This is a genomic window from Serratia sp. BIGb0163 (genome assembly GCF_024809935.1).
GTDB classification, from domain to species: Bacteria; Pseudomonadota; Gammaproteobacteria; order Enterobacterales; family Enterobacteriaceae; genus Serratia; species Serratia quinivorans.
The window spans coordinates 2,103,008-2,121,963 of sequence record NZ_JANUDZ010000001.1 but is presented as its reverse complement, the minus strand read 5'-3'; the positions used below and the strand labels follow the sequence as shown (position 1 = coordinate 2,121,963).

17 protein-coding genes and 2 tRNA genes are annotated in these 18,956 nt (G+C 53.4%); 9 read left to right on the top strand and 10 right to left on the bottom strand.

Annotation, left to right across the window (positions count from 1 at the left end):
* Nucleotides 1-245: 245 nt before the first annotated feature.
* Nucleotides 246-1,268: an AraC family transcriptional regulator gene (locus M2406_RS10160; protein WP_259189823.1), complete on the bottom strand. Its 1,023-nt coding sequence runs from the start codon at nucleotides 1,266-1,268 to the stop codon at nucleotides 246-248.
* 63 nt (nucleotides 1,269-1,331) lie between these two features.
* On the opposite strand from M2406_RS10160, the gene M2406_RS10155 reads away from it, so the two are divergent.
* Nucleotides 1,332-2,534, top strand: a complete 1,203-nt coding sequence (locus tag M2406_RS10155) for an MFS transporter (RefSeq protein ID WP_405050619.1) — start codon at nucleotides 1,332-1,334, stop codon at nucleotides 2,532-2,534.
* Between the two features lie 451 nt (nucleotides 2,535-2,985).
* The gene (locus M2406_RS10150) at nucleotides 2,986-3,603 is read left to right on the top strand and encodes a dTMP kinase (RefSeq protein ID WP_259189821.1); all 618 of its coding nucleotides are present in this window, start codon (nucleotides 2,986-2,988) and stop codon (nucleotides 3,601-3,603) included.
* A 150-nt stretch (nucleotides 3,604-3,753) separates the two neighbouring features.
* Here M2406_RS10150 and M2406_RS10145 read toward each other — a convergent pair.
* A tRNA-Asn gene (locus M2406_RS10145) sits at nucleotides 3,754-3,829 on the bottom strand.
* A gap of 102 nt (nucleotides 3,830-3,931) precedes the next feature.
* On the bottom strand, nucleotides 3,932-4,720 hold the full coding sequence (gene mtfA / locus M2406_RS10140; protein WP_115184336.1) for a DgsA anti-repressor MtfA: 789 nt from the start codon (nucleotides 4,718-4,720) through the stop codon (nucleotides 3,932-3,934).
* 92 nt (nucleotides 4,721-4,812) lie between these two features.
* Here mtfA and M2406_RS10135 point away from each other — a divergent pair.
* Nucleotides 4,813-4,902 (top strand) — tRNA-Ser (locus tag M2406_RS10135).
* Nucleotides 4,903-5,001: 99 nt separating this feature from the next.
* On the opposite strand, the gene M2406_RS10130 is transcribed toward M2406_RS10135, so the two are convergent.
* Nucleotides 5,002-5,964 (bottom strand): GlxA family transcriptional regulator, encoded by a 963-nt coding sequence (locus M2406_RS10130; RefSeq protein ID WP_017893338.1) that lies wholly within the window; start codon nucleotides 5,962-5,964, stop codon nucleotides 5,002-5,004.
* A gap of 164 nt (nucleotides 5,965-6,128) precedes the next feature.
* Here M2406_RS10130 and M2406_RS10125 point away from each other — a divergent pair, with 164 nt between their 5' ends.
* From M2406_RS10125 to M2406_RS10115, 3 genes are all read left to right on the top strand, one after another.
* Nucleotides 6,129-6,815 (top strand): cysteine hydrolase family protein, encoded by a 687-nt coding sequence (locus tag M2406_RS10125; RefSeq protein WP_259189820.1) that lies wholly within the window; start codon nucleotides 6,129-6,131, stop codon nucleotides 6,813-6,815.
* Nucleotides 6,816-6,909: 94 nt separating this feature from the next.
* Nucleotides 6,910-7,308 (top strand): type II secretion system pilot lipoprotein GspS, encoded by a 399-nt coding sequence (gspS, locus tag M2406_RS10120; RefSeq protein WP_012145827.1) that lies wholly within the window; start codon nucleotides 6,910-6,912, stop codon nucleotides 7,306-7,308.
* 136 nt (nucleotides 7,309-7,444) lie between these two features.
* Nucleotides 7,445-8,899: an EmmdR/YeeO family multidrug/toxin efflux MATE transporter gene (locus tag M2406_RS10115; RefSeq protein ID WP_115184339.1), complete on the top strand. Its 1,455-nt coding sequence runs from the start codon at nucleotides 7,445-7,447 to the stop codon at nucleotides 8,897-8,899.
* 49 nt (nucleotides 8,900-8,948) lie between these two features.
* Here the strand turns inward: M2406_RS10115 and M2406_RS10110 are convergent, their stop codons facing one another.
* Both M2406_RS10110 and M2406_RS10105 read right to left on the bottom strand, forming a co-directional pair.
* Nucleotides 8,949-9,779 carry a lytic polysaccharide monooxygenase gene (locus tag M2406_RS10110; RefSeq protein WP_259189819.1) on the bottom strand — a complete coding sequence of 277 codons (831 nt, stop codon included), beginning with the start codon at nucleotides 9,777-9,779 and terminating at the stop codon, nucleotides 8,949-8,951.
* Nucleotides 9,780-10,099: 320 nt separating this feature from the next.
* Nucleotides 10,100-10,948, bottom strand: coding sequence for an AraC family transcriptional regulator (locus M2406_RS10105; protein WP_017893334.1), 849 nt, complete (start codon nucleotides 10,946-10,948; stop codon nucleotides 10,100-10,102).
* A gap of 200 nt (nucleotides 10,949-11,148) precedes the next feature.
* Between M2406_RS10105 and M2406_RS10100 the strand changes: the two genes are divergently transcribed.
* Nucleotides 11,149-12,456, top strand: a complete 1,308-nt coding sequence (locus tag M2406_RS10100; RefSeq protein ID WP_259189818.1) for an alpha-glucosidase/alpha-galactosidase — start codon at nucleotides 11,149-11,151, stop codon at nucleotides 12,454-12,456.
* A gap of 80 nt (nucleotides 12,457-12,536) precedes the next feature.
* Nucleotides 12,537-13,793, top strand: a complete 1,257-nt coding sequence (locus tag M2406_RS10095; RefSeq protein ID WP_012145822.1) for an MFS transporter — start codon at nucleotides 12,537-12,539, stop codon at nucleotides 13,791-13,793.
* On the opposite strand, the gene M2406_RS10090 is transcribed toward M2406_RS10095, so the two are convergent.
* The 3 genes from M2406_RS10090 to M2406_RS10080 form a co-directional block, all read right to left on the bottom strand.
* Nucleotides 13,794-13,988 carry a hypothetical protein gene (locus M2406_RS10090; protein WP_259189817.1) on the bottom strand — a complete coding sequence of 65 codons (195 nt, stop codon included), beginning with the start codon at nucleotides 13,986-13,988 and terminating at the stop codon, nucleotides 13,794-13,796. It abuts the gene before it with no gap.
* A 310-nt stretch (nucleotides 13,989-14,298) separates the two neighbouring features.
* The gene (locus M2406_RS10085) at nucleotides 14,299-16,674 is read right to left on the bottom strand and encodes a glucose/quinate/shikimate family membrane-bound PQQ-dependent dehydrogenase (RefSeq protein ID WP_259189816.1); all 2,376 of its coding nucleotides are present in this window, start codon (nucleotides 16,672-16,674) and stop codon (nucleotides 14,299-14,301) included.
* Nucleotides 16,675-17,033: 359 nt separating this feature from the next.
* Entirely contained in the window at nucleotides 17,034-17,933 is a 900-nt protein-coding gene (locus tag M2406_RS10080) for a LysR substrate-binding domain-containing protein (protein ID WP_012145819.1), read from the bottom strand.
* Between the two features lie 221 nt (nucleotides 17,934-18,154).
* On the opposite strand from M2406_RS10080, the gene M2406_RS10075 reads away from it, so the two are divergent.
* On the top strand, nucleotides 18,155-18,550 hold the full coding sequence (locus M2406_RS10075) for a cupin domain-containing protein (protein WP_261434245.1): 396 nt from the start codon (nucleotides 18,155-18,157) through the stop codon (nucleotides 18,548-18,550).
* Between the two features lie 27 nt (nucleotides 18,551-18,577).
* On the opposite strand, the gene M2406_RS10070 is transcribed toward M2406_RS10075, so the two are convergent.
* Nucleotides 18,578-18,946: a glyoxalase superfamily protein gene (locus M2406_RS10070; RefSeq protein ID WP_115184343.1), complete on the bottom strand. Its 369-nt coding sequence runs from the start codon at nucleotides 18,944-18,946 to the stop codon at nucleotides 18,578-18,580.
* Between the last annotated feature and the right edge of the window lie 10 nt (nucleotides 18,947-18,956).

Sequence of the window (18,956 nt, the reverse complement as noted above, 5' to 3'; positions counted from 1 at the left end):
GCAAGTATTAATCACCACTGAGAATGTTGATATTTGAGAATAACGAGTAAAACAGAACTAACTGATTATTGCTAAGGTCTGCTTTTCGCTATAGCGGACTGTGTCCAACTCAGTTACCAGCTCAGTGCCAGAAACGGACATTAAGGAAATTGCGATAATTTGAGTGGTGAAAAGCAGTTTCCGCTCAGTTTTTAATGTTGAGCGCGGTCTCCTACGGTGAATCTAGCAAATGATAAAGATAATATTCACTCATTCACTGTATTAAAGTCTCTCGCTGGTCGCTTACGCATAGCGCCCGGCGGATATCCATTGATGCGCTTAAAAGCTCGGCTAAACGCTGCCTGTGAGGCATAGCCGAGGCGTAGAGCAACGGTATCAATTGAGATCTTATCGTGAATAATCCAGTGACCTGCGATGCGCATTCGCACCTCCCTTGCATAGCGTTGGGGAGGGATGCCGATGATTGATTTGAAGCGTTCAGCAAAAACAGAACGTGACACATGCGACTGGGCAGCTAGCTCAGCAACAGACCACTCCCGACTCGTATCGCGATGAATGGCCAGAATAGCACGGGCAAGTCGTGGATCACGTAACGCAGCGATCAGGCCAGCGGCGTTCTCGCTGCCGTTTTCGATCCATCCACGCACAATCATGGCAGCCGCCACTTCTGCGAGGCGTGCCAGAATGCCAGCGAAGCCAGCGCGTCCGGAACAGATTTCAAATTTCATCGCGCCCACAATGGGAACCAGCCCTGGATAGATCTGTTCATTTGCCTCAACCACTATGGCTTGTGGCATCAGTTTGCCAAGACCCTGCATTCCACCGAGATCAAACTCCATACAGCCATAAAACAGAACCGTGCTGGGTGTCGGATGCGAACTCGGGCAAGTATTGATTCCGCTGACGGCCTCGCCTAAAGGAGCAGAGCCTAATGTGTCGATATGTTGAAATGAACAGCTGACATCCGATACAAGCTGATGATCTTCACCCTGAGGCATGAATACCATGCTTCCGGCTTTCAGTTCGTGCAACGTACCCTCGCGTGTACGAAGCAGAGCAGTACCCACAGCGATGTAATGAAAATAGGCATGTCCCGGCCTGTTGCTAAAACCGACGCCAAACTCAGAGCCAGTCTGTAAACGGCGATACTGCACGCCACGCAGGCGCATTTCCAGCAGCAGTTCACTGATGAGATCGGATGACAGGGCAAAATGTTTATTCACATGCATAATCGGCGTTTCGGGTAAAAAATCAGGATGTGGCATCATAGATCGTCCAGCTGCTCAACTCTAGACTTGGCGTTGTCATTTTTTCCCCAAGAAGAGTGTGTTATGAGAAATGAAGCAACTGAAGCTTTATCTGCGAGTTTGAATAGTTCGGAACCCAAAAAATCCGCTTGGATGGCCGTTATTTCACTGACTATGGGCGTGTTTGGCTTGCTAACTGCAGAATATCTTCCTGCCAGCCTGTTGACACCCATGGCAGCCGATCTCGGTGTGACCGAAGCTCTTGCTGGTCAGTCTGTGACGGTAACGGCTGTGGTGGCCCTGTTTGCTGGTCTGATGGTTCCCCGCCTTACACGTAATTATGATCGCCGAAATGTTTTGCTTGGTTTTACCGTGCTGATGATTACCTCCAACCTGCTTGTCGCACTTTCATCCAGTCTGGCTGTTCTGTTAGTTATGCGCATTTTGCTGGGCATCGCGCTGGGAGGCTTCTGGAGTATGGCTGCTGCCGTCGCTATGCGGCTGGTTCCTGCTAAAAGCGTCCCGCGTGCTCTCTCCATTATTTTTAGCGGTATTGCTGTCGGTACTGTGGTTTCGATCCCGCTGGGGAGCTATTTAGGTGGGCTTTATGGCTGGCGTAGTGCTTTTATCGCTGCAACCGCAGTCGGCGTGCTGACACTGATCTTTCAGCTGTTTACCCTTCCCGGAATGGCGCCGCGTAGAATGATGATAACAGCATCTGTCATGGATTTACTCCGCCGCCCAGGCATTGCGATGGGAATGACGGGGTGTGTGATTGCTCATACTGGTCAGTATGCGCTGTTTACCTATATTCGCCCGGCTCTTGAAAATATTGCCCAACTTGATGTGGATCGTTTGTCTTTGATACTGCTTGGATTTGGCATCGCTAATTTTATCGGTACGCTGCTGGCCGGGTGGCTGATGGAGAGAAGCCTGCGTCTTACCCTGATACTCATGCCAGCACTTGTCGGTTTAGCGGCATTAAGCATGATTTTGCTGCCTCTAGATGAAAAGGGATTGATGTTGTTCGTCGCGTTGTGGGGGATGGCATTTGGTGGCGTACCGGTTGCGTGGTCAAACTGGGTAGCGCGTTCGGTTCCCGACCAGGCTGAAACCGCTGGCGGTATGGTAGTCGCAGCAGTTCAGTCCTCAATTGCTGCGGGTGCTGCGTTGGGAGGATTACTATTTGGTATCAGCGGCGTAACCGGTGTTTTCATCACCGCTGGTTGCATAATGTTTTTTGCCACGCTCGTTATTGGACTAAAAGTGAGGGTCGCGCTGACCTGACCACGTTCCAAATAATAGCCTTTCAAATAAAGGCCAACTGAACCAGATGGTTGGCCTGAACAAAACAGCGAGATTTCCTGACCCCTTTCAGGTCTATAAATTGTCCGCTGTTCGCTCACAGCTGCCCGCCAACGCCTGTCTGCTTAAAAAATAGGTTTAAGGTGGGATGTTTTCCGTTTTCTAAGCGGATCCCTTAAACTGCATCGCGCAGGTCACAATATATGGGCAATGACCATAAACGGCTGTAATCCTGGGTTTTTGAACGAGTGAGTTAGAACCGTTGCCAGAATGTTCATCAGTGTCTGTAGATAAAAACCCTGTATCCGATTCGCGCTGACGCGCCAGCTGCCCCGATGAACGAAGAGGGAGGCAGTTATTCAAACCAAGGAAGTAAGATGCTTTTGCCAGATTCAAGCTTTACAAAAAACCTATATCAATCGTCATTTGAACAATGAGTCGTCAGCTGTTTGTTGCTCTGGATGGGCCCAAGGGAGCCGGTAAAACCACACTGTTGGAAGCCATTATGAAAGTACTAAGGGCGGACAACAAGAAGGTGATCCGACTTTGCGAGAAAAAAAGCGATCCCTACAGGGGGGAGACAATGGCCCTTGTTAACAAACTCGCCAGAAATCCCAACCTGGATTTGGAATTGGAGGTCTGTAAGCGCTTTGCTGATAGCCGTGCATGGATTTCCCGGCACGTGCTGACTAAACAGCCAGCGGACAGCATTATCCTGATGGATCGCTGGTATCCCTCGGATGCCGCGTTTCGTCGGATGGTTCCATTTGCAGAGATTTTACAGCTTAACATTGAACGAAACGTGCGAACGCCAGACCTGCATGTCGGGGTTGTTACTGCGCCAGATATTTCATGGGCGAGGGCCGCGGCCCGACCACGTGGGCTAAGCAGTACGGTGATTCATAAGCTGGAAGAGCATGTTGCTTGTACCCGCGCGTTCGAGCGAGAAATTGCAAATCGCGGCTGGTTTTTATGCCGTAATGAAGGAATGATCGAAGACGCAACGATGCAGGTGATTTCTGAGATCTACAGAGTGCCTGGATGCCCATAGTCATTTGTATACCGCTCGAAAGCTCTGACGCTATACCTTCAACACCGTTAACGCGGCATCGTTATGGATAAAATCTGATTCTGTCAGAGATTCAATAATACCAAACGGCAAAAGACCCGCCTAAGTCTCCTTAAGCGGGTCTTTCGAATTTGGCTCCTCTGACTGGACTCGAACCAGTGACATACGGATTAACAGTCCGCCGTTCTACCGACTGAACTACAGAGGAATTGTCTGAACGGGGCGCATCATATCCAGCCACCCAGAATGTGTCAACGCTAAATTCGCCTATTCGGTGCGACTGCTCAGCATCTGAGCAAAGCGGGCTGGATTATGGGACTTCTGCGCCATTTTCAGCCTGAAGCCGCTGTAAACGTGCGAGAGGATCCTGCTTATAGAAGCGACTAAAATGCTGGTACATCACCGGAAAACGGTTGGCCAGCAGTTCGGGCGCACTGAAAAAGTACTCCGACAGCACCGCGAAACATTCAGCCGGATCGGTCGCCGCGTAGGCGTCCATACTGGCGGCCTCTTCGCCGACCATGTCGATCTCGTCCTGCAGGTTCTCCATCGCGGCGTGCAGGTCATGTTCCCAGGCGGCGATATCGCGTAGCGGGATCGGTGGAATACCGGTGGCACTGCCGCCGTTGCGCATGTCCAGCTTGTGTACCGCTTCGTGGATCACCAGGTTAAAGCCGGAGAGATCAAAAGAGTCCTGCACGTCCTGCCAGTTGAGCACGATGGGCCCTTGTTCCCAACTTTGGCCGGATTGCACCACCGGCCCGGAGTGCACCAGGCCGAAGTCGTCCTGCCATTCATCTTCCACAACAAACGGCGTAGGGTAGAGCAGGATCTCATTGAAACCGTCAAGGCACTCGGCGCCCAGTTCCAGCACCGGCAAAGCGAACAACAGGGCAATACGCGCCTGCATTTGTGAGGTCAGCACCAACCCTTGCAATGGGACGATACTTTTTTGCTGCAAGATCTGCCCGGCAACGACGATCAGCCGTTGTTGTTCCCGCTCATCCAGCGGAGAGAGCAGGGGAATTGCCAATGCGTCCTGCCACTGGGCAAGCGTCTCCGCCTGCGGTTGATGCGTTTTCCACGGCCATTTAATCATCACGTTGCTCGTAAAGTCGTCACTTGAACATTCGGCTGGAGGCTAACCCTGTAAAAATGCCGCAAAAAGGGGCATGATAGCAAGCACTTGAAGGAGAGATGCCGGAGCGGCTGAACGGACCAGTCTCGAAAACTGGAGTAGGGGCAACTCTACCGGGGGTTCAAATCCCCCTCTCTCCGCCATTATTCAATCAGTTAGATAAAATTCTTTCAACGATCCCCGTCACAGATAGCCCTTCACAGCATCACCGAATTCCACCGCTACCAGTAAGAATGACCGGCTTATTTTTCCGTAACGCGAAACTCCTTGCGATATAAAGACGGTGACGTCTTGAACTGCCGCTGAAAATGCCTGCGCATTGACAACGCAGTGGCGAAACCTGCGGCCTGCGCAATGCGCTCGACGGGCTGGTCGGTTTTTTCCAGAAAACGTTGCGCCATCGCCAGCCGCTGATTCAGCAACCACGGCATGACGCTGGTGCCGGTGGTTTGCTGAAAGCGCCGGGTAAAGCTGCGGCGACTCATGCAGGCTTTGTCCGCCAGTGCATCCAGCGTCAGCGGTTGCTGCAGATTTTCCGTTGCCCAACTCAGCGTTTGCATGAAACGGTCACCGCCCACAGTGTTATACACCGGTTGCTCAATAAACTGTGCCTGGCCGCCCTGACGGTGTGGCGGCACCACCAATTGCCTGGCCACCGCGTTGGCGCTCTCCGCACCACAGTGCTTGCGTACCAGGTGCAGGCAGCAGTCGATGCTGGCGGCGGTGCCGGCGGAAGTGACAATATCGCCGTCATCCACGTACAGCACATTCTGGTCTATCGACACCTGGGGATATCGTCGCAGAAAATCCGCCATCCATTGCCAATGGGTGGTTGCCGGACGGCCGTTGAGTAAGCCGGCCGCCGCCAGAACGAAGCTTCCGACACACAGGCCGACCAGGGTAGCACCACGCGCATGGGCGTCTAGCAGGGCGTCGATAAGTTGTGGTGATGGCGGGACTTCGGGATTGCACCAGCTGGGTACTATCACCATATCGGCTTGCGCCAACGCCGCTAATCCATGATCTGCCACTATCGAGAAACCAGCGTTGGTCTTTAATGGGCCGGGTTCGGTGGCGCAAATCAACAGCTGATAGGCCGGTTCCCCGTTGCTGTTCAGTGCCTTCTCAAACACCGCACAGGGCACCGAAAGGTGAAACGGGATGATGTTGTTAAAAACCACGATACCCACTTTAAGTGGCGCCATACTGCTTCCTTTTTATCAGTAACCCTATGTGGACGATTTGGCCCGATGATATCGCTTTTGGTTATTAGACTACCTGTTGCCATATCACTGCAACCTGCAGAATTGAACCCGACCGCAGCAGGAAACGACGTGCTGTTTTGTTGTTCTCACAAGGATAAACCAAAATGAAAAAACTGATTTCCGGTACTGCACTGGCACTCTCGATGGCTACCTCCAGCCTGGGTTTTGCCGATGATAAGCAAAGGGCGCCTACCATTCGCACCATGAGCGGTGCGCAGGCAAGTACATCTTTACCGGTTAACGCTACAGCGCTATTGGTGATTGATTTTCAGAATGAATACTTCATCGGCAAGATGCCCATCCCCGACGGAAATAAAGCGCTGATGAACACGCAACGGTTGGTCAGTTTTGCCCATCAGCACAAGATGCCGGTGTTTTTTATTCGGCATATTGGCCCGGCAAATGGGCCGTTGTTTGCCGAAGGTAGCAAATTCGCCGAGTTCCATCCGGATCTGCAGCCGTCCGGCAATGATCGGGTGATCACCAAAGCCACCCCCAGTTCATTTGTGGGCACCGATCTGGATAAGCAACTTAAGCAGGCGGGTATCAAGAAGCTGGTAGTGAGTGGGTTGATGACCCATATGTGCGTCTCTTCAACGGCGCGCGATGCGGTGCCGTTGGGCTATGAGGTGATTATTCCCGAGGATGCCACCGCCACCCGCGATCTGGCTACCTGGGATAACCAAATTGTGAGTCACGCCGTGCTGCAACGCGCTGCGCTGGCCGGGGTAGCCGATGTGTTTGCTGAAATCAAAACCACCGATCAGGTCTTGGCGCTGCCGGTGAATTAAGCGGTCCTCGGGAAAGCAGGCCGCCGGCCACTTTGCAATATTTCATGGCTCGCCTAAGCTGATTTCAACCATCACTTTTTTATGGGTAATCACTATGTTGACTGTGTTACGCACTTCAGTTTTGGGCGCTGCGGCCTTGTTATTCCTCGTGGGCTGCCAGCAAAAGGCACATCAGCCGCCGCCACCACTGCAAGTGCAGTTGGAAAAGCTTTCCACCATGCTGGCTGGTAGTCACTTCCTGCGGCAAAACTGTCACCGTTCGGACATCCCGGATGACGTTAAATTGCAACGTACCGCGATGCGAGTGGCGGAACATCGGGGCTGGGACACCCAGGCAGCGGGTTATCAGCAGTTGCCGGCACTGGCTCAGGCTCGTTATCTGGCCATACTGGAGGATCGTCAGTTGCTGACGGACAAATGTGCCGCGCTGAACAATCGTACTGCAAACTTTGTTGCCGCAGCCAAGTCCGATCAGGAAGACTACATGGAGTAGTCCCCGCAAGCACGGGCGCGGCATGCGGCGCCCGTCACCCCACAATCCCCATCTCCGTTTAAAATATTCTTTGCAGGATAAGCATCTGTCGCTCATTATTTGAAATGTTGTTTCACTTTTATCCCATGAGCCGATCTTGAAGCCATATACCGCCTTGCGTCAGCGAGTAGAAAATACCCCCTGGTACCCAAAACGCAAAAGTTATCGCGTCCTGTTTTGGCGTGAAATCACGCCGCTGGCGGTGCCGATCTTTATGGAGAACGCCTGCGTTCTGCTGATGGGAGTGCTGAGCACTTTTCTGGTGAGCTGGATCGGTAAAGAGGCGATGGCCGGGGTCGGGCTGGCGGACAGCTTCAACATGGTGATTATCTCCTTCTTCGCCGCGGTGGATCTGGGCACCACGGTGGTGGTGGCCTTCAGCCTGGGCAAGCGCGATCGCAAAAGAGCACGCTCGGCGGCACGCCAGTCGCTGGTGTTGATGACGCTGGTGGCCCTGGTGCTGGCGGTGGGCATCCATTTGGCGGGCGAGCAGATTATTGATGTGATCGCCGGTGCCGCCACGCCGCAGGTGAAAGCATTGGCGCTTTCTTATCTGCAAACAACGGTCTGGAGCTATCCGGCGGCGGCCATTGCGCTGATTGGCAGCGGTGCGTTGCGCGGGGCCGGGAATACCAAGATCCCGCTGCTGATCAACGGCGGCATGAATATCCTGAATATCATCATCAGCAGCATCCTGATTTATGGCATGTTGGGCTGGCATGGGTTGGGCTTTGTCGGTGCCGGGTTGGGGCTGACCATTTCCCGCTATATCGGCGCGATAGCGATTATCTACGTGCTGATGATCGGCTTTAACCCGGCGTTGCATATCACGCTGAAAAGTTACTTTAGTCCATTGAAGCTGGCCATCTTGTGGGAAGTGTTGGGGATTGGCATCCCCGCCAGCATTGAGTCGGTGTTGTTCAACGGCGGTAAGTTGCTGACCCAAATGTTCGTCGCCGGTATGGGTACCAACGTTATCGCCGGTAATTTTATCGCTTTCTCTGTCGCTTCATTGATCAACCTGCCGGGCAACGCCCTGGGGTCTGCATCGACCATTATTGTCGGGAAACGTCTGGGTAAAGGGCAGATAGCCCAGGCGGAACGGCAGTTGCGGCACATCTTCTGGCTGGCGACGATAGGACTGACGGTGATCGCCTGGGGCACGGCGCCGCTGGCGGGAATGTTCGCCTCGTTTTATACGCAACAAGATGATGTGAAGGAGGTGGTGAAGGTGCTGCTCTGGCTCAACGCCGCCTTTATGCCCATCTGGGCCGCTTCATGGGTGCTGCCCGCCGGTTTGAAAGGCGCGCGCGACGCTCGTTTCGCCATGTGGGTGTCGATGCTGGGCATGTGGGGTTGCCGCGTGGTGGCCGGCTATACGCTGGGCATTGTGCTGGGGATGGGCGTGGTCGGCGTCTGGTTAGGGATGTTTATGGATTGGGCGGTGCGCGGTGCGTTGTTTTATTGGCGTATGGTCAGCGGACGTTGGCTGTGGAAATATCCGCGGCTAAAACAGCCTGATGTGGCGGAAAAATACCCATCCGATATCTGATGCGAAAGGCCCGGTTCAGCCAAGGAACCGGGCATCAAGCGATGAATATTCAGCCTTTGATATTGACGTCACTGCAGCTATAAAAACCTTCGCCAACCGGGTCTATGCGCTGCCAACGAACGTAGAGCACATGTTTGCCGGTATAGTTTTTCGCATCGACGGCGAATTTATATTGCTGGTTCACCGGAGCCACGTTTTCAACTTTGCCTAACAGCTCAAGATCACTCCATTTTAATTCGGCTTTTTCAGCATCGTAATCGGCTTTGGAAATATAAACTTCAAAGAAGCTTGGATCATGCGTTGCCGTTGCATCATAAACAATATCGATTTTACCATTTGCATTTTTCTGGATATCGCTAGTGCGCCAAGGGGCTTTAACGTCCAACCCTGACTTGTCATTCCAGACTTTGTCTCTGTCATCCCATTCGGTACCCACGTTCCCCGCAGAGCAGAGCTGCCCATCGGGTATCGCGGCCTTAACGGCGGCGGGGTTGTTGTAATCGGCGACGTTTTTGGAGACTTCATTCCATTGCCTGAATTGGTAGTTAGACTGTTCAATCAGGTTAACTTCTTGCTTGCTGCTATTTTTATTGCCTTCTTTTTTCGGTGAAACAAAGCCGGGCTTGTTAAGATATTTATTGTAAATGTATTGATATGCCGCCCTGCAATCACTCTCTTTTATACCTGAACCGTCCGCCGGCCAATAAAATCCGCCTTCTTTAAAACATTGATATTGGCGTGAAATAGGGGTAGCGACAGAACCGTGTCTAAGCTGTGCCGAAGCCTGATCTTTGGTAGTGGAAACTTGCTCCTGAGCCAATGCGGCGGTGGAAAATAATGAACATGAGGCTAATACCAAAAGGGTTTTCTTTAATAACATTGAAGTTGTTCCTCTATGATTTAAACCCGTCATAATTGAGGCTGCATCTGTGTCGTTTTGATGCAACGCCAAATATTGGGCGTAACGGCAAGTGGATAAATGAGTCGATAAATATTTAGGTAACAGCACTAAAAAAACACTTAAGTATTATTGCTGATATCTCGATAAAATTAGTGATATTCATCACAATAATGCGAGAGGGTGAGATTTAATTAATTAACTTATTGAATACTTCACAAGGTGAAGAGAAAAGTTTCTTCTCTGAACATCGCTCTCAGAGACCGATAGCGAGTGGGGGGAAGGGTCAACGATGTGATGGCTTAACCTTTGTGGCAAGGCGGGGCGTTGTCCGGTTGATTTTCCTGCCGCCATTGGGCCGGTGATACGCCGTGGACCTGTTTGAAAGCTTTGGAAAAATGCAGTTGGTTTTCATAGCCGACCGAGATCCCCACCACTTTTATCGCCGTCCGGCTGTTACGCAGCAGGCTGGTGGCGAGCGTCATGCGAAAGTTAAGCAAGTACTCCTTTGGCCCGATACCGTAAGCCCCCTTGAACAATCGGCACAGGTAACTGCGGTTGATATTGCAGTAGGCGGCCAGGCGTTCAATGGTCAGGTGTTCGTGGTAACGGTTTTCAATCAGTTTGACCGCTTTGTGCAGATGTTGCGTCTTGTCGCTGGGGTGTTCATCGCTGCCCTGTAGCGCATTGTCGATCAACGCAGAAAAAAACAGATAGCTCAGGCCGAGGGTCTTCAATCGATGTTCATCATCATGGCTAACGAGCTGTCGCAGGTAGCTCAGGGCCTGGGGAGTCTCGTCAGTCTTGCGGGGGCGATAAATCGGGAACTGGCGGCTCAGGCGGCACTCTTCGAAAATCTTGCCGGCCACCAGTCCGTCGACCTCCAGCCACATGTAATGCCAGGGATCTTTTTTATCGGCGCGATAGGTGGTTACGTCGTGCGGGTGGATCAAAAAACCCTCTCCGGCAACTACCGGAAATGCACCGTATTCGCTGTGCAGTACGCCGGTTCCGCTTATCACATAATGAAATAGATAGTGCTGACGCACCGCCGGGCCGAAGCTGTGCCCTTTGTCGCAGTTCTCCTCACCATATTGGTACAGATTCAGCTCAATATTGTCGGTGCGGTTTAGGGTGAAACTCTTATGCATCAGGCGATGTCCTGGTTTTCTTGTTCACGCTAACAGTGTAGCGGCCATGCGTTAGGTGGGTAAACGCCAAATCCAGACCTGGCTCACAGTTTTTGCGCTGCGTCGTTTTTCGCCATAATGAGGTCACATTCATCCATATCCGGCTTAGAAATTGCAGGGTAATTTCAGCCTATCGAAAACCAGTGCAGCGGAGAAATAGGATGATTAAAGTAACTTTTATGGGCGCAGGCAGCACCATCTTCGCCAAGAACGTACTCGGCGATATCATGGCAACGCCGGCATTGAAAGAGGTGGATATCGCGCTGTACGACATTGATAGCGCCCGTCTCAATGAATCTTTCGCCATGCTCAGCAATATCAATCGCAATATTAACGCCGGCAGGGCGAAGATCACTCCCTACCTCGGGGTGGAAAATCGTCGTTCGGCGTTGAAAAATGCCAATTATGTGGTTAACGCCATCCAGGTTGGCGGTTACGATCCTTGCACTATCACCGATTTCACCATTGCTAAAAAGTATGGCCTGCAGCAAACCATTGCCGATACCCTGGGGATAGGTGGCATCTTCCGTGCGCTGCGCACCATTCCGGTGATGTTTGACTTCGCCAGGGATATTGAAGCGGTATGTCCGGATGCCTGGCTGCTGAACTACACCAACCCGATGGCGGCCTTAACCGGCGCCATGCTGCGCCATACCGAAGTGAAAACGGTGGGATTGTGTCACAGTGTGCAGGTCTGTGCAGAGACGCTGCTGAAAAGCGTGGATATGCCTACCGATGATGTCCAGTTCCACATTGCAGGCATTAACCATATGGCCTGGTTGCTGGACGTTCGTCGCCATGGCGAGGATCTGTACCCGGAAATCAAGCGTCGCGCCAATGCGCTGCAGGGCAAGCATGATGATATGGTGCGCCATGAAATCATGAAAACCTTCGGCTATTACGTCACCGAGTCTTCGGAACATAACGCCGAGTACATGCCTTATTGGATCAAGCGCAACTATCCTGAATTGATTGAGCGCTTTAACATTCCGCTGGACGAGTACCCTCGCCGCTGTATTGAGCAGATTGAACAATGGCAGCAACGCAAGCTGGCGCTGACTAATGACGCCAACCTGACTCATACCCGCACTCATGAGTATGCGTCTTACATTATTGAAGCGATGGAAACCGATCGCCCGTACAAAATTGGTGGCAATGTGCTCAACAGCGGTTTAATTACCAACCTGCCTGCCGAGGCCTGTGTTGAAGTGCCTTGCCTGGTGGATGGGCAGGGCATCTCGCCCTGTTACGTCGGTCATTTACCGGAGCAACTGGCGGCGCTCAACCGCACCAATATCAATACCCAACTGCTGACTATCGAAGCCGCGGTAACCCGTAAACGCGAAGCGATTTACCACGCGGCACTGCTGGATCCGCATACTTCAGCCGAGCTTTCGATTGATGATATCCGTAAACTCTGCGATGAACTGATTGAGGCCCACGGTAACTGGCTTCCCGCCTACCACTGATCGCCAAACTAACTGTATTACCTCCTCAAAACGCACAAGGCGCGGGGCTTCCTGCGCCGTCATAAATGGGATGGTGAGCCATGTTTTATTTAAAGAACAAGAACTTTTGGATCTTCGGTGCCTTCTGTTTTTTCTATTTCTTTATCATGGGGGCGGTGCTGCCGTTCTTCCCGATCTGGTTGCATGACGTCAACCAACTCGACCAGCAACAAACCGGTCTGGTATTCGCCTGCATGGCGCTGTTTGCGCTGGTGTTCCAACCTATTTTTGGTTTTGTCACCGACAAATTTGGCCTGAAGAAACACCTGCTGTGGATGATCATTTTCCTGCTGCTGTTTCTGGCACCGCTGTTTATTTATGTCTTCTCGCCGCTGCTGCAAACCAACTTTGTGCTCGGGGCGCTATTGTGCGGGATTTACCTGGGGTTGGTGTGCAGCGGAGGCTCGCCGGCAATTGAAGCCTATATCGAGAAGGTGAGCCGCCGCAGCCAGTTTGAGTATGGTCGTGCCCGGCTGTTTGGCTGTATCGGCTGGGCGATTTGCGCGTCGATCGTTGGCTATATGTTTACCATTAACAACCAGTTTGCGTTTTGGCTGGCGTCGAGCTTTGCACTGGTGTTGGCCGGCCTGCTTTATATGTTCAAACCTGAGCAAAACAACACGCTGGCGGTGGCGGACGGCTTGGCGCTGAACCATAAACCGGTCAAGTTGAAAGCGGCGTTGAGCCTGCTGAAAATGCGCAAGTTTTGGTGCCTGGTGATGTATATCGTCGGGGTGGCCTGCGTGTACGACGTGTTCGATCAGCAGTTCGCCAACTTCTTCACTTCGTTTTTCAGCGATCGACATGCCGGGACTCAGGCGTTTGGCTATGTCACCACGCTGGGCGAGTTCCTTAACGCTTTTATCATGTTCTTTGCGCCATTGATCATCAACCGCATTGGCGGCAAGAACGCGCTGCTGATTGCCGGGGTGATTATGTCGGTGCGGATTATCGGTTCGTCTCAGGCGGACTCGGTGACTGCGGTGATTTTCCTCAAAACCCTGCATATGTTTGAGGTGCCGTTCCTGCTGGTGGGCATTTTCAAATACATCACCACCCAGTTTAACGTGAATCTTTCCGCATCGATTTACCTGTGGGGTTTCTGCTTCTTCAAGCAGCTATCGGCTATCGGCATGTCCTATGCGGCGGGCCTGATGTACGTCAACTACGGCTTTAAAACCTCGTATCTGATCCTCGGCTGCATTGCCTTGCTGTTTACCCTGATCTCGGCCTTTGCCCTGAGCGGCAAGGTCGCGGTGGTAAAACAGGAGGCTGTGCTGCCGGTGGCGGCGAATTAATCAATACAGTAATGTCATGAGGCTAAAGAACAGCAATGTCAGGGCGATGATAAACCCGGTTTGCAGCGTTTTGCGCACCAGGCGGCCCTGGCCCCAGCGGGTAGCGCTCAGGCGGTTGTCGATCGCAAACAGCGCCGGCACCATCAGCAGCAGATAAACCAGCATCAGCATGGCGGTCAAAGGTTGTTGGCTCATGCAAGATCCCCCGTACCGGTAGGGCTGGGTGGGGCGATAACGATTTTTTGTCTGCTGCGGTGTTGAATCATAGGTCTCCAAAGAGGGCCGCCCGGAGGCGGCCGTCAGTTCACTGCCTGTCATATCGAGATGATTGTCGGCCACTGCCGGGGCCAACGTAGTCATAATGTTGCGAATGATAATCATTATCAATATATAATGTGAAATTTATTGTGGGAAAGGGCGGTCTGGCGTGAAAAGTTTTTGCGGGGTGTTTACGGTGACAGAGCACGCCAGGCGGCGTGCTCTGTGATAGGTCTATCCTCGACGATTATTTCTCATCTGGCAGTGCGTAAGCAACGATATAGTCGCCCAGCTTGGTGCCGAACGAGCCATGGCCACCGGCGGAAATCACCACGTACTGCTTGCCGTTGACCTCATAGGTCATTGGCGTCGCCTGGCCACCGGCCGGTAAGCGTGCTTCCCACAGTTTTTCACCGTTGGTCACGCTGAAAGCGCGCAGGTAGTTGTCCGCCGTTGCGCCAATGAAGAACACATTCCCGGCGGTTGAGACCGGTCCGCCCAACATTGGCATCCCCATTTTGAACGGTAACGGCAGCGGTGAACTGTCGCGCACGGTACCGATGCGTTTTTTCCACACGATATCGTTGGTTTTCAGGTCTACCGCGGAAATGTAACCCCAGGCAGGCTGTTTGCACGGCAGGCCAAGTGGCGACAGGAACGGGTTCAGGGTCACGCCGAACGGCACACCGTACTGTGGCTGGACGCCGGCTTCGGTACCGCTGCCGCCTTTATCGCCGACCGGCGGCTCGATTGGGTTACCTGGGCCGCGTGGGATCAGTTTTGACACAAACGGCAGCGCGATAGGGTTGGCGATGGCCACCTGACGGTCAGTATCGACAGACAGGCCACCCCATTCGAACATGCCAAGGTTACCCGGGAACACCAACGTGCCCTGTTCGGAAGGCGGGGTGAAGGTGCCTTCATAACGCAGGCTGTGGAACATCACCCGGCAAACCAGTTGGTCATAAATGGTGGCGCCCCACATATCCGCGCCGGTCAGTTTCTTCTCAGGGCGGAAAGTCAGCTCAGAGAAAGGCTGAGTCGGTGACAGGCGGTCGCCCTTGGCCGGGCCTTGCGGAACCGGTTTTTCCGGTGCAGGAACCACCAACTCACCGTTGGTACGGTTAAGAACGAAAATGTTACCGGTTTTGGTCGGCACATAAATCACCGGCACCTTGTTGCCGCTCTTGTCGGTGATATCCGCCAGCGTCGGCTGGGCCGGTACGTCCATATCCCACAGGTCGTGGTGCACCGTTTGATAGAACCACACCAGCTTGCCGGTAGAAGCGTTCAATGCCAGCAGGCCGCTGGCGTAGCGCTCCATGTTCGGCGTGCGATCGCCGCCCCAGATATCCGGAGTGGTCACCCCCATTGGCAGGTAAACGATATCCAACTTGGCATCGTAGGCTGAAGGCGCCCAGGAGTTTGGCGAGTTCGGCGTGAAGTGATGTTCATCCGCCGGGATGGCGTTGGGATCATCTGCACCGGGATCAAACGCCCACAGCAGTTTGCCGCTGTTGACGTCAAAACCGCGGATCACGCCAGAAGGTTCGCGATTGGAGTAGTTATCGGTCACCGCACCGGCAATGACAATCACCTTATCGGTGATCACCGGTGGTGAGGTTGGCTCATAATGGCCCGGAGTGGCATACGGCATATTGCTTTGCAGATTGAGTTCACCGTTATTGGCGAAGTCGGCGCAAGGCTTGCCGGTCTCGGCATCCAAAGCAAACAGGCGGCCATCATTCACCGGCAGGATAATGCGGCGTGCGCACTGTGCCGGCGAGGCGTCGGTGGCGTTGCCTGCGGCGGCAGGGGTCTCATGATAAGAGACGCCACGGCAGGTGATGTGCTGGAAGGTTGGGTTGAACTTCAACTGAGGATCAAACTGCCACTTTTGCTTGCCGGTGGCCGCGTCCAGCGCGAACAGTTTCTGGTGTGGGGTACACAGATAGAGCGTGTCGCGGATTTTAATCGGGGTCACTTCGTTGGTGATTTCCCCCGGATCGTTGGCGGTTTTCAGGTCGCCGGTCTGGAAGGTCCAGGCTTCCTTGAGCTGACCGACGTTCTTGTCGTTGATCTGGCTCAGTGGGGAATAACGCGTGCCTTCCTGAGTACGGCCATAGGCCGGCCAATCGGCGTCTGAGGCCTGAGGGGCAACCTTCACCTGGGCCGGTTCAAGGGTGCCGTTGATCTCTTGCGGATCGTTAAACACCGCGTAGGCCAGCACTACGACGGTAAATACCAGCGCGATACTCAGTGCGCTGTAGGCCAACTTGCCGCTGGCAATCAGCTTGTGATAGATAAACGGCAATACCAGCCACAGGCCGAAGAAGAAGGTGACGTCCAGACGTGGCGTCAACGCCCAGAAGTCCGGGCCTACCTCCCACAACGCCCAAATTGTGGTGCCGAGTAAAAATACGGCATACAGCAGCAGGGCAGTGGCGCGGCGGCGAGCCAACAACCAGGCGGTAACCAGCAACACCAGGCCGGCGATGATGTAATACAGCGAACCGCCGAGCTTGGCCAGCCAGATGCCGCCTCCCAGCAGATAGAGTCCGCTCAGCGCGGCAAATAATGCCGTGATGATGATGAGCGGCGACAATGATGCTTTATTTTGCATAGTATTATCCTTACCAAAATGAAAAGTCCCCGATTTAGAGATTAAGCCATATCCAAAAAAACACGCGGTTTCTCCCTAAAAATCCATCCCGTGCGTTCGGCAAACCCTCTCCAGCGCCAAGGCTAAAAGGCAGTGGCAGTTAAAATGGTGAGGCTGGTTTTGGCTTATTGAAAAACTCTGTCATTGGGGACGAAAGTAAAAAAACACTGCATCGGGCGTAGCGTTTTGCCCCTTCATTGAGAGGCTGGCGACCACTCCGCCTGAAGCGCGGCTAGGTTACTCTAATTGTTACTCTTTCGTTGCATACCTTGTGCTGTTTCGGCGATTTTTTGTTGGCTTTATGAGTGGAAATTAGATTTTCAGGCTTGCCGTGGGTAGCGCAGTGCCTCGACAAACAGCGCAAAGGCGGTGGTGTGCTGCCTGCGGCTGGGATAATAGAGGTAATAGCCGGGGAACCGTGGGCACCATTCGTCGAGCACCTGGACCAAACGGCCGTCGGCCAGCTCATCGGTGACGCTGTCTTGCGGGACAAAGGCGATGCCGAAGCCGAGCCTCGCCGCGTCAATGCGTTGGCGCAGACTGTTAAAGGTTAGCTGGCCGTCGACCCGTACCTTAATTTCGCGCCCGTCTTTTTCAAATTCCCAGGCGTAGAGACCGCCCATGGTGGGTAAGCGCATGTTGATGCAACGATGGTTTTGCAGTTCCTGTGGGGTGGTTGGCGTACCGTATTGTTCAAAATAAGCGGGGGAGGCGATGGGGATCAGGCGCATATCCGCTGCGATACGCACCGCAACCATATCCTTGGCGACCTGTTCACCCAGACGAATTCCGGCATCAAAACGGCCACTGACGATATCGGTCAGGGTGTTATCCAAGGTGATCTCGACATTGATATCCGGGTAGTCCGCCAGAAATGTCTTCAACACCGGCCACAGCACCGAGTCGACGGCATGTTCGCCGGCGGTGATGCGGATGTTGCCCGCCGGACGTGCCCGCATTTCACTCAGGGCATCCAGTTCACTTTCAATCTCGGCAAAACGCGGACCGATGCTGTTGAGCAGCCTTTCACCGGCTTCGGTAGGAGCCACGCTGCGGGTGGTTCGGGTCAATAAACGCAGTTCTAGCCGTTCTTCCAGCCCCCTGATGGCATGACTCAAGGCCGATTGGGAAACGCCAAGTTTCGCCGCCGCTTTGGTGAAGCTACGTTCGCGGGCGACCATCAGAAACGAAATTAAATCGTTAAAGTTTTCTTTTAACATCCCGGCCTCGCCGTATGGGCAGAATTAATGACGATATTCTAGCCGTTTGCGATGACCACCGACAATTAATGAATTCAGCTCATAGCTCCTTGCGCATTTTGCCATCTAGTCCTGATGCCGGAGCGACGTTATCTTTTGTCTGGCAGCTTAAATGACTCACAGCCTCTACAATTATTCTGTCCCTATTAGCGTCGGCTACTTTGGCCGAAACGGAGAAAACAGTGAAAATTCAACGCAGCGGTTCCCAACCCTCCCGTCCGGGTCCAGAAGACTATTTTACCGGTAAGGTGCGGATCGATGCGCCGTTTGCCAGCAGTGAGCCGGCCCGCGTAGGCGGTGCTACCGTGACCTTTGAGCCAGGTGCGCGCACAGCCTGGCACACCCATCCGCTCGGCCAGACGTTGATCGTCACCCAGGGGCGCGGTTGGATCCAGGTGTGGGGCGAGGAGATCCAGGAAATGAACCAGGGCGATATCGTCTGGATCCCGGAAGACGTCAAACACTGGCACGGCGCGACGCCGGAGACGGCCATGACCCACATTGCCATCGCCGAATCATTAAACGGCAGCCCGGTGGATTGGCTGGAGCAGGTCAGCGACGCGCAGTACCAAAAATAATGGCTGGGTTGTTAGCGAATTGGATCGTCACGCATTGCCGATCTGCTGGCAAAACCGCAGCCGATTGCCGAAGGGATCGGCGATGTTCAGCTCTTTTCCCCAGTCGACAGTTTCAACCCCCGGCCTGGCATAGCGATACTGCCTGGCCGAAAGCTCGGCGTGCAGTGCGTCGATATCCTGGGTGGGAATGAATAGGGCGGAACCCGGCGTGCTGTCACCGTGGTGTTCGCTGAGGTGAAGCGTCAGGCCGGAGCGGGTGATCTGCATATACAGCGGCAGGTCTTCACTGAAACGGTGCTCCCAATCGAGCGTGAAACCGAGAAAATCCAGATAAAATTCCCTGGCCTTTTCAACCGAGAAGATGCGAAGAATGGGGATAGCGGCGGAGAATTCCATTGTTGACCTC

Coding starts and splice junctions, on each gene's coding strand:
- M2406_RS10160 (WP_259189823.1), bottom strand. CDS start 1,268: ATGATGCCACATCCTGATTTTTTACCCGAAACGCCGATTATGCATGTG.
- M2406_RS10155 (WP_405050619.1), top strand. CDS start 1,332: ATGAGAAATGAAGCAACTGAAGCTTTATCTGCGAGTTTGAATAGTTCG.
- M2406_RS10150 (WP_259189821.1), top strand. CDS start 2,986: ATGAGTCGTCAGCTGTTTGTTGCTCTGGATGGGCCCAAGGGAGCCGGT.
- mtfA (WP_115184336.1), bottom strand. CDS start 4,720: ATGATTAAATGGCCGTGGAAAACGCATCAACCGCAGGCGGAGACGCTT.
- M2406_RS10130 (WP_017893338.1), bottom strand. CDS start 5,964: ATGGCGCCACTTAAAGTGGGTATCGTGGTTTTTAACAACATCATCCCG.
- M2406_RS10125 (WP_259189820.1), top strand. CDS start 6,129: ATGAAAAAACTGATTTCCGGTACTGCACTGGCACTCTCGATGGCTACC.
- gspS (WP_012145827.1), top strand. CDS start 6,910: ATGTTGACTGTGTTACGCACTTCAGTTTTGGGCGCTGCGGCCTTGTTA.
- M2406_RS10110 (WP_259189819.1), bottom strand. CDS start 9,779: ATGTTATTAAAGAAAACCCTTTTGGTATTAGCCTCATGTTCATTATTT.
- M2406_RS10105 (WP_017893334.1), bottom strand. CDS start 10,948: ATGCATAAGAGTTTCACCCTAAACCGCACCGACAATATTGAGCTGAAT.
- M2406_RS10100 (WP_259189818.1), top strand. CDS start 11,149: ATGATTAAAGTAACTTTTATGGGCGCAGGCAGCACCATCTTCGCCAAG.
- M2406_RS10095 (WP_012145822.1), top strand. CDS start 12,537: ATGTTTTATTTAAAGAACAAGAACTTTTGGATCTTCGGTGCCTTCTGT.
- M2406_RS10090 (WP_259189817.1), bottom strand. CDS start 13,988: ATGAGCCAACAACCTTTGACCGCCATGCTGATGCTGGTTTATCTGCTG.
- M2406_RS10085 (WP_259189816.1), bottom strand. CDS start 16,674: ATGCAAAATAAAGCATCATTGTCGCCGCTCATCATCATCACGGCATTA.
- M2406_RS10080 (WP_012145819.1), bottom strand. CDS start 17,933: ATGTTAAAAGAAAACTTTAACGATTTAATTTCGTTTCTGATGGTCGCC.
- M2406_RS10070 (WP_115184343.1), bottom strand. CDS start 18,946: ATGGAATTCTCCGCCGCTATCCCCATTCTTCGCATCTTCTCGGTTGAA.